The organism is Rhodococcus sp. RS1C4, assembly GCF_002258225.1.
Taxonomy (GTDB): Bacteria; Actinomycetota; Actinomycetes; order Mycobacteriales; family Mycobacteriaceae; genus Rhodococcoides; species Rhodococcoides fascians_E.
In genome coordinates this window covers 21,567-27,912 of sequence record NZ_NOXZ01000020.1, presented here as the reverse complement: position 1 = coordinate 27,912, position 6,346 = coordinate 21,567, and the positions used below count along the sequence as shown (strand labels likewise).

Genomic DNA, 6,346 nt, shown 5'->3' with positions numbered 1-6,346 from the left:
AGGACATCCAGGCATCCTTGTTCTCGCCGGTGTTAGGCGCGACGCGCAAGGCCGTCCTCTCGGCCCACCGGCCGGGCCCCCGCCCCTGCGTCGTGACGCGCAGGGTCGGCCGATTCCGCCGAATCCACGCCCCCCGGCACGTGACGCCCAAGGGCGCCCTCTGCAGAACCCGCCTCCCGGTCGTCCCCCGCTGCCGAACGCCCGGCAGGATGTCCGACGCCCTGCCGCCGGTCCGCCGCCTCCCGTTCCACCATCCAATCTTCCGCCGACCGGACCTCCGGACGACGGTGTTCCACGCTCTTCGGGCAACGAACCGCCCGAACCGCCCGAGAGAGGTTCCGCCGCGAAAACGAAGAAGAAGTCCAAGTGGCGCACAGTTCGACGGACCTTGTACGTGCTGGTCGCGTTGGGTCTGATCGTTCCGATCCTCACCTTCATGGTGGCGTACACCGTCGAGGACGTCCCTCGTCCCGGCGACATCAAGACCAATCAGGTGGCGACGATTCTCGCCTCCGACGGCACCACCGAGCTGGGCCGGGTCGTCCCACCTGAAGGGAACCGGACCGACGTCACGATCGACCAGATCCCGCTGCACGTGCGCAACGCCGTGCTGTCGGCGGAGGATCGTGACTTCTACTCCAACCCCGGCTTCTCGATCACCGGCTTCGGTCGCGCGTTGCGCGACAACGTGCTGGGCCGCGACAGCGCCGGCGGTGGCTCGACCATCACTCAGCAGTACGTGAAGAACGCACTCGTCGGATCCGAGCGCACTCTGACTCGAAAGATGCGTGAGCTCGTCATCTCCTCGAAGATGGCTCGCCAGTGGTCCAAGGACGACATCCTGGCCGCGTACTTGAACACGATCTACTTCGGTCGCGGTGCGTACGGCATCGCGGCAGCGTCGACGGCGTACTTCGGCAAGCCGGTCGACCAGCTGACGATCGAAGAAGGTGCCGTCCTCGCCGCGACGATTCAGCAGCCCTCCGGCTTGGACCCCGAGTTCAATCCCGAGGGTGCCCAGTCGCGGTGGAACTACGTGCTCGACGGCATGGTCAGCCAGGGCAACATCGATCAGGCTCAGCGCGCAGCCATGGTCTATCCGCCATGGATCCCCAGCTCGGCTGCATCGAACGACGACACCGACAGCGGCCCCAACGGACTGATCAAGGCGCAGGTTCTCCGCGAACTGTCCGCCGCGGGAGTCAGTGAGCAGGACCTGAACACCGAAGGCCTGCAGATCACCACGACGATCGACCCGGCCGCGCAAGCGGCCGCCATCGACGCGGTGAACAGCAATCTCGAAGGAGAGCCGGGCGACCTGCGCACTGCATCGGTGTCCATCGACCCCAGAACCGGCGCGGTCAAGTCGTACTACGGCGGCGCCGACGGCCGTGGATTCGACTTCGCGCAGTCCGGTCTGCAGACGGGCTCGTCCTTCAAGGTGTTCGGTCTCGCCGCGGCGCTCGACCAAGGCATCCCGCTGTCGCAGATGTACGACAGCTCCCCGCTGACGGTCAACGGCATCTCCATCGGCAACGTCGAGGGCGAGTCCTGCGGAACGTGCACCATCGCAGAGGCACTCAAGCGATCCTTGAACACGAGCTTCTATCGCATGCAGCTCGCCATGGACAACGGCCCCCAGTCCATCGCGGACATGGCGCACAAACTGGGTGTCGCCGAGGAAATTCCAGGCGTCGGACCCACGCTGACCGAAGGCGACGGCGTCGGACCCAACAACGGGATCGTCCTCGGGCAGTACCAGTCACGCGTCATCGACATGGCTTCCGCCTACGCCACCCTCGCCGCATCGGGCGTCTATCACGCACCGCACTTCGTGCAACGCGTCGTGACGGCCGACGGCACCGTCCTCCTCGATCGAGGCGCCGAGCCCGGCCAGCAGGTCGTCCCCGCTGCAGTGGCGGACAACGTCACCGCCGCGATGCGTCCCATTGCCGGATACTCCAACGGGCACAACCTCGCCGGTGGACGACAGTCCGCAGCGAAGACGGGTACGGCGCAGCTCGGCGACACCGGCGAGAACAAGGATGCCTGGATGGTGGGTTACACCCCGTCGCTGTCCACCGCCGTGTGGGTCGGTACCGAGCAGGGGCTGCCGCTGCAGAACAGCTACGGCGGCTCGATCTACGGCTCCGGAATTCCGTCGGACATCTGGAAGGACACGATGGACGGAACCCTCGAAGGAACGACCAACGAGACGTTCCCGACGCCCGAGCCCATCGCGGGACAGGCAGGCGTGCCGCAGTATTCGGCGCCGGCCGCGCCGACGACCGTCGCGCCGACGTCCGAGCCTCCGCCCATCACACTGCCGATCCCGACGGAGATCTCGCCGCCCGTGGTGATCACCCCGCGGCAGGTGGAAATCCTGCCTGGCGTGACCATCCCGCTACCCGGACTGGCGCCCGCTCCGACGCCGGAGACTCCTGCCGAACCGGAGGCTCCAGCGCAGGAACCCGAACCGGCCCCGGGCCGGTAACCTGTCCGGAGTGAGCGACAGCAACCCCGGCACCCCCGTCGAACGCAGGGTTGCAAGTCCGGGGCCGCTCGCGCCGGATCTTCGCTCGAACAGTGCCCGGGATCTACCCGCCACGTCGGACCCGATGGCGGCCGAACTCACGGCCGCCATCGGAGGCCCCGCCGGTCGGCACGCGCTGATCGGCAGGCAACGCTTCTTCACCCCGCTGCGGGTTCTGTTGCTGCTCGCCGTCGTGTTTCTCGCGTTCGGCTGGTTCGCGAAGGCAGGCTGTATTCAACAGGCCCCCAACGGTCCCGACGGCGAGCTCGGGCTCGACTGGAGCGGCAGCCGTCAGTACGTGGCAATGTGCTACTCCGACACCGTGCCGTTGTTCGGAGCCGAACGTCTCGACGAAGGCGCCTTCCCGTACAAGAAGTCCTGGGAGGAAGTAGCTGCCGACGGCACAATCCAGATCCGCTACATGGAGTACCCGGTGCTGTCCGGGCTGTACCAGTACGGGTCGATGGTCGTGGCCGAGGCATGGAGTTCGGTGTCCTGGTTGCCGCAAGCGCTCCCGGTCGCCGTCTACTTCAACGTCGTCGTCATCGGCTTGGCGATCGCCTGGCTGGTGACGGTGTGGGCCACCGCCATATCCGCCGGACGCAGAATATGGGACGCCGCCCTCGTTGCCGCGTCACCACTCGTCGTGGTACACGGCTTCACCAATTTCGACGCTCTCGCAACCGCTTTCGCCGCCGGCGCCCTCCTCGCCTGGGGCCGTAAGAGACCGATCCTCGCAGGTGTTCTGCTGGGGCTCGGCGGCGCCGCCAAGCTGTATCCCCTCCTGCTGCTCGGACCGCTCCTCGTACTGTGTTGGCGCGCCGGCAAGATGAGGGAATGGGGACAAGCCACCTGTGCGGCCGTCGCCGCCTGGCTCGCCGTCAATCTTCCCATCGCACTGCTCTATCCGAGCGGATGGTACGAGTTCTTCCGCCTCAACTCCGCCCGCGGCGCCGACCCCGACTCGATCTACAACGTCATCACGTCCTTCACGGGCTGGGGAGGCTTCGACGGCACCCTCTACCCCGGCGACAAACCGTTGGTACTCAACGCCGTCACCCTCGGACTCTTCGCAATCGTCTGCGTCGCAATCGCCTACATCGCAGTCAACGCCCCTATGCGCCCCAGGCTGGCGCAACTCTGCTTTCTCGTCGTCGCGGGATTCCTCCTGACCAACAAAGTCTGGAGCCCCCAGTACTCCCTCTGGCTCGTACCGCTCGCCGTCCTCGCACTACCGCACCGCCGACTCCTCCTCGCCTGGATGACCGTCGACGCCCTCATCTGGTTCCCGCGGATGTACTACTACCTCGGCATCGGCAACAAAGGCGTGCCCGAGCAATGGTTCACCGCCGCAATCGTTCTCCGCGACATCGCCGTCATCGGCCTCTGCGCACTCGTCGTCCGGCAGATCTACCGACCCCAGGAAGACCTCATCCGCCGCAACGGCACCGACGACCCCATCGGCGGCGTCCTCGACCACACCCGCGACGTCCACCGCGTCTCCACCGGTACCCCTGCAACCCAGCCACCCGGGGACCGAACGGTTCATTCGGTCACTTGGAGTGACTGAACGGCACGTTCGCTCCGGCGGGATGCGGGCGGCGGCGGGGCGAGGTTGTCAGGGCCGGATGTAGGGCCCGAGTTGAGGGACGGCTTCGCCGGCGTGTTTGGCGTTGATGCCTTCGCCGATGGCCTGGAGTTTCCAGTTGCCGCCGTCGCGGTAGACCTTGGCCATGACGAGGCCGGTGAACGGCATGCCGCCTTGCAGGGTGAAGCGTGCGAGTTCGGCGTTGTTGGTGTCGTCGACGAGCCGGCAGAAGGCGTTCTGGATCTGCTCGAACGTCTGCCCTCGGTAGGAGGTCACGGTGAAGACGATGGCCGTGACCTGCGGGGGTACGCGGGTGAGGTCGACGTTCACTACCTCGTCGTCGCCTTCTCCTTCGCCGGTGAGGTTGTCACCCTGGTGCAGGATGGATCCGTCCTTGGCGCGGAGTTGACCGTAGTAGACGACGTCGGCGACGTTGTTTCCGGCGAACATGATGGCCGACGCGTCGAGGTCGACGTTGCCGCCTTTGCCGCCCCCGCCGAAGAAGCTGGTCTTCTTCGGTGCCTGGACTGGGTCCCAGCCGAGTCCCATGCGGATGATGGTCAGCGCGACTCCGCCGTCCTTCTTCAGCGTGACCTTCTGGCCTTTGCTGAGGCTGACGGGGCGTGCTTTCGTGAGGTTGACCTCGGGTGGACCTGCCGGCGCGGCCGGTGGTGGCGGCACGGGCGCGGCCGCCGGAGCGGGTGGTGGTGTTGCGGCGGGAGGCGGTGTCGGTGCTGCGGGGGCAGCCGGCGCGTCGTCGACGGATACGCCGTGGTCGGTCACCAGGGCTGCGAACCCGCCGGCATACCCCTGCCCGACGGCGCGGACCTTCCATGCTCCGGAACGACGGTAGATCTCGACTGCGATGACGATGGACTCGCTGCTCAGGCCGTCGATGGTGTAGTGGTAGAGGGGATTTCCCTGACCGTCGCTCACGTACGCAGCCGGGGGTGCGGACCGGCCGAAGTTGGACGATGCATCCTCGAGCGTGATGACCGCGCGAATCTGCTCGATGTCCGCCGGTATCTGCGCGAGCGACACGGCGAGCTGTGCCGGTTGCCCGGCTTGGCCGGAGACCAGCCGAACGCCAGGTCCGGTCGGCTGGTTGAAGAAGACGAAGTCTGCGTCGGTTCGCACCTTTCCGTCCGCTGTCACCAGTAGGGCGGACAGGTCGGCGGGTGCGGACAGTTGCACAGAGACGAGAACATCGGCTGCTGTGATCGGGCCGTTCTGACCCTTTGCCAAGGGTTGGCCGGGAGCAGACATGAAAGAAGTCCTTCGGTCGGATGCGGATGCTGCACACCAATGTACTGGGTGGATTTGTCCGGATGGGGCTACTGCGGCCGGACGCTGAACAGGTCGCCGGGCGTGCACCCGAGCGCGAGGCACACCGCCGTCAGTGTGCTGAACCGAATTGCTTTGGCTCGGTCGTTCTTAAGCACCGACAGGTTCACGACGCTGACGCCTGCGACACGGGAGAGCTCGGCCAAGGTCATTCCGCGGGCATCGAGTATCTCCCCGAGATGGCAGGTGATCAGGTGTTCGGTGGGCTCACCCATCAGACCAATCCCTCGGTGTCCTCGACGAGCCTCGTGCCCTGTTGGATTGCTGCGTAGACGAATTGAAGGAATGCGGCGACCGCAATCGCGATCCAGACCCCGTCGAAGCTGGCCGCGGTGTCCAGCACATCGGTCAGCTCGAGCGATCCCAGGACGGAGTTGGTGCCCATCTGCCGCAGCATTCCGGTGAGGAACGGGTAGAGCACGACGACGCCGGCTACCACCGTCAGGTCGACCGTCGCACCCTTCCCGAAGGCCCGGCCGTCGATGACTCGGTCGCAGAATCGGTAGAGGAATGTCATCCCCACCAGCAACAGAACCAGCCCGACGACTGTCTCGGAGTATCGGAAGAAATCGATCATTCCCATCAGGCGTTGCACGTCGGACTTGGCGAATGCCAACTCGGCCACGTTGCCGGGCTGGAGCTCACCGCCGTAGAGGCCGACGACGGGAGTGTCGACGACGGGCTCGACCGAGACCCGAACGTAGGACGACAGCCCGTACTCGAACAGCCTCCACGCCGACCAGCCGACGGCGATCAGCGCATAGATTGCCATCACTATCCGGTTCGATCGTCGCGATCCCAGTGACGAGCCCATGACAACTCCATATCGATAGTCGATAACAACGAATATCGATATAGTATCGAGAATCGTTATGGTGTCA

Annotated in this window: 5 protein-coding genes; 2 read left to right on the top strand and 3 right to left on the bottom strand. The window is 65.7% G+C overall.

What is annotated here, in order from left to right:
- The first annotated feature begins 388 nt into the window (after positions 1–388).
- Entirely contained in the window at positions 389–2,494 is a 2,106-nt protein-coding gene (locus CH289_RS08705; RefSeq protein ID WP_170949128.1) for a transglycosylase domain-containing protein, read from the top strand.
- A 10-nt stretch (positions 2,495–2,504) separates the two neighbouring features.
- Positions 2,505–4,103 carry a glycosyltransferase family 87 protein gene (locus CH289_RS08700; protein ID WP_179276775.1) on the top strand — a complete coding sequence of 533 codons (1,599 nt, stop codon included), beginning with the start codon at positions 2,505–2,507 and terminating at the stop codon, positions 4,101–4,103.
- Positions 4,104–4,151: 48 nt separating this feature from the next.
- On the opposite strand, the gene CH289_RS08695 is transcribed toward CH289_RS08700, so the two are convergent.
- The 3 genes from CH289_RS08695 to CH289_RS08685 form a co-directional block, all read right to left on the bottom strand.
- Complete coding sequence (locus tag CH289_RS08695) at positions 4,152–5,387, bottom strand: TerD family protein (RefSeq protein WP_170947517.1); 1,236 nt, start codon at positions 5,385–5,387, stop codon at positions 4,152–4,154.
- A 68-nt stretch (positions 5,388–5,455) separates the two neighbouring features.
- Positions 5,456–5,680 (bottom strand): helix-turn-helix domain-containing protein, encoded by a 225-nt coding sequence (locus tag CH289_RS08690; RefSeq protein WP_020110441.1) that lies wholly within the window; start codon positions 5,678–5,680, stop codon positions 5,456–5,458.
- Positions 5,680–6,279, bottom strand: coding sequence for a hypothetical protein (locus CH289_RS08685; RefSeq protein ID WP_231383742.1), 600 nt, complete (start codon positions 6,277–6,279; stop codon positions 5,680–5,682). Before CH289_RS08685 ends, CH289_RS08690 begins: the two co-directional genes overlap by 1 nt.
- Positions 6,280–6,346 lie beyond the last annotated feature (67 nt).

What these genes read in the sequence shown, in the direction of transcription:
- CH289_RS08695 (WP_170947517.1), bottom strand. Translation starts at nt 5,387, where the DNA reads ATGTCTGCTCCCGGCCAACCCTTGGCAAAGGGTCAGAACGGCCCGATC.
- CH289_RS08690 (WP_020110441.1), bottom strand. Translation starts at nt 5,680, where the DNA reads ATGGGTGAGCCCACCGAACACCTGATCACCTGCCATCTCGGGGAGATA.
- CH289_RS08685 (WP_231383742.1), bottom strand. Translation starts at nt 6,279, where the DNA reads ATGGGCTCGTCACTGGGATCGCGACGATCGAACCGGATAGTGATGGCA.